This window comes from Actinotalea ferrariae CF5-4 (genome assembly GCF_000603945.1).
GTDB lineage: Bacteria > Actinomycetota > Actinomycetes > Actinomycetales > Cellulomonadaceae > Actinotalea > Actinotalea ferrariae.
Map to the genome: position 1 here is coordinate 1 of NZ_AXCW01000405.1, position 2,288 is coordinate 2,288.

At 77.7% G+C, this 2,288-nt stretch carries 3 protein-coding genes; 2 read left to right on the forward strand and 1 reads right to left on the reverse strand.

Going from position 1 to position 2,288, the window contains the following annotated elements:
• Positions 1 to 907: ATP-dependent sacrificial sulfur transferase LarE (gene larE, locus N866_RS18250; protein WP_425393980.1), on the forward strand; the 907-nt coding region annotated here is incomplete at its 5' end.
• Between the two features lie 5 nt (positions 908 to 912).
• Positions 913 to 1,602: a nickel pincer cofactor biosynthesis protein LarB gene (larB, locus tag N866_RS18255; RefSeq protein WP_034229406.1), complete on the forward strand. Its 690-nt coding sequence runs from the start codon at positions 913 to 915 to the stop codon at positions 1,600 to 1,602.
• A 32-nt stretch (positions 1,603 to 1,634) separates the two neighbouring features.
• Here larB and larC2 read toward each other — a convergent pair.
• A partial coding sequence (larC2, locus tag N866_RS18260) for a nickel pincer cofactor biosynthesis protein LarC2 (protein WP_034229408.1) occupies positions 1,635 to 2,288 on the reverse strand: 654 nt, incomplete at its 5' end.

The window sequence follows — 2,288 nt, forward strand, 5'->3', positions numbered from 1 at the left end:
AGTGGTCCACCGACCGCACCGAGACGCCCGCCTGATGGTCCCTCGCACCCTGGAGCTGACCCCGGCCGACACCGCAGTCGTCGACCGGGTCGGCGCCGCGCTCACCGCGGCCGTGGGGACGGGGCGCCTCGGCGTCGCGTTCTCCGGCGGGGTCGACTCCTCGGTGCTGCTCGCCCTGGCGGTCCACGCCCTCGGGGCGCAGCGCGTCGTCGGGGTGCTGGGTGTGTCCCCGAGCCTCGCGGAGGACGAGCGGCGGGCCGCGCACGAGGTGGCCCGCGTCATCGGCGCGCCCGTGGTGGAGGTCCGCACGGCCGAGGGCGACGACCCGGACTACCGGCGCAACGGCCCGGACCGCTGCTACTTCTGCAAGAAGGAGCTCTTCGCGACGATCGACCGGGCCCTCGCGCAGGCCCACGGCCTGACCGCCGTGGCCTACGGCGAGAACGCCGACGACGCGCGCCGGCCCGACCGGCCGGGCAGCCGGGCCGCCACCGAGCACGCCGTCCTGCGCCCCCTCGCCGAGGCGGGCGTGGACAAGGCGGGCGTCCGGCGTCTGGCCCGGGCCTTCGGGCTGCCGAGCGCGGACAAGCCGGCCGCCCCCTGCCTCGCGTCCCGGATCCCGCACCACGAGGAGGTCACGCCGGAGAAGCTCCGTCAGGTGGAGCAGGCGGAGTCCGCCCTGCGTCGTCTGGGGCTCGGTGACGTCCGGGTGCGGCACCACGGGGAGATCGCGCGGCTCGAGGTGCCGACGGCGGACATCGCCGCGGTGTCGGGCGACGGGCTGCGGGAGGCGGTGCTCGCGGCGGTCCGTGCCGCCGGGTTCCGGTTCGTGGCGGTCGACCTGGCGGGCATCCAGTCCGGCGCGTTCACCCTGCCCCTGGTGACCCGGCACGGGCTGACAGGCTGACCGCCATGACGCCCGACCCCCGCGGCTGGACGCCGCCCGAGGAGCTCGCGGACTACGCGACCCTCGACCACGACCGACTCGCGCGCCGCGGGCTCGCCGAGGCGGTGCTGTGCGACGGCAAGACCGTCGAGCACCTCCACGGCATCGCCGGTGAGCTCGCGGCGCGCGAGTCACGCACCCTGTTCACCCGCGTCCGCGAGGACCAGGTGGCCGTGCTCCTGGAGCAGCTGCCCGGTGCCGCGTACGACCCGGTCGCCCGGCTCGTCGCCTGGCCGGGGGAGCCGCCGGAGCCGACCGGCGGGCTCGTCGTCGTCGTCGCCGCGGGGACGTCGGACCTGCCCGTCGCGCGGGAGGCGGCGCTGACGGCCCGCCACCTGGGCCGGGAGACCCGCACGATCGCGGACGTGGGCGTCGCCGGGCTGCACCGGATCCTCGGACGGCTCGAGGTGCTGCGCGAGGCGCGGGCGATCGTGGTGGCCGCCGGGATGGACGGCGCCCTGCCGGGCGTCGTCGCGGGACTGGTCACCGCGCCGGTCATCGCGGTGCCGACGTCGGTCGGCTACGGCGCCGCGTTCGGCGGCCTGGCGCCGCTGCTCACCATGCTCAACGCGTGCGCGCCGGGCGTCGCCGTCGTCAACATCGACAACGGCTACGGGGCCGGCCACATGGCCGCCCAGATCGCCGCCCCGGTCTGAGCCGAGCCCGGCACCCGCCGGGCGGTCCTGCGTCAGGGGGCGGGCGCGCCGGGGCGCAGCCCCGCCCGGTGCGCCGCCGCGTGGGCGTCCGCGAGCACGTCGCGGACGGGCACGCCGGCGTCCTCCGCCGCGCGCCGCACGTCCTCGTACTCCGGCATCGCCTGCACCACGACGCCGTCGCGCACGCCCAGCTTGACCCGCACGGGACCGGCGTCGGTCGTCACCTCGACCCACGTGCGGTCCAGGACGTGCTTGGCGACGGGCGTCGCGCGCCACCCGAGAGTCGTCGTGTGCCGCCACAGGACGTCCCCCACGCGCTCGAGGAGGGCCGGGGGGCACAGCACGTGGACCGTGTGCGCGGGCCGGCCCTTCTTCATGAGGATCGGCGTCAGCCACGCGTCGGAGGCCCCGGCCGCCAGCAGCGCGGCCACGACGTCGGGCCACAGCCGCGGGTCCAGGTCGTCGACGTTCGCCTCGACGACGACGGCGTGCGCCCGGCCGACGTCGTCGGGCACCTCGTCGCCCACGACCACCTGCAGCACGCCGTCCCCGCCCGGCACGGCGCCGACCCCCGACGCGCGCACGCGCAGGGCGGGGAGGGAGCCGGGCCGGTCGGCCGGGGTGGTGACGAGCGCCAGGCCCGTCGTCGTCGTCCGCGCGCCCGGCCTACCCGGCAGGACGTCCCA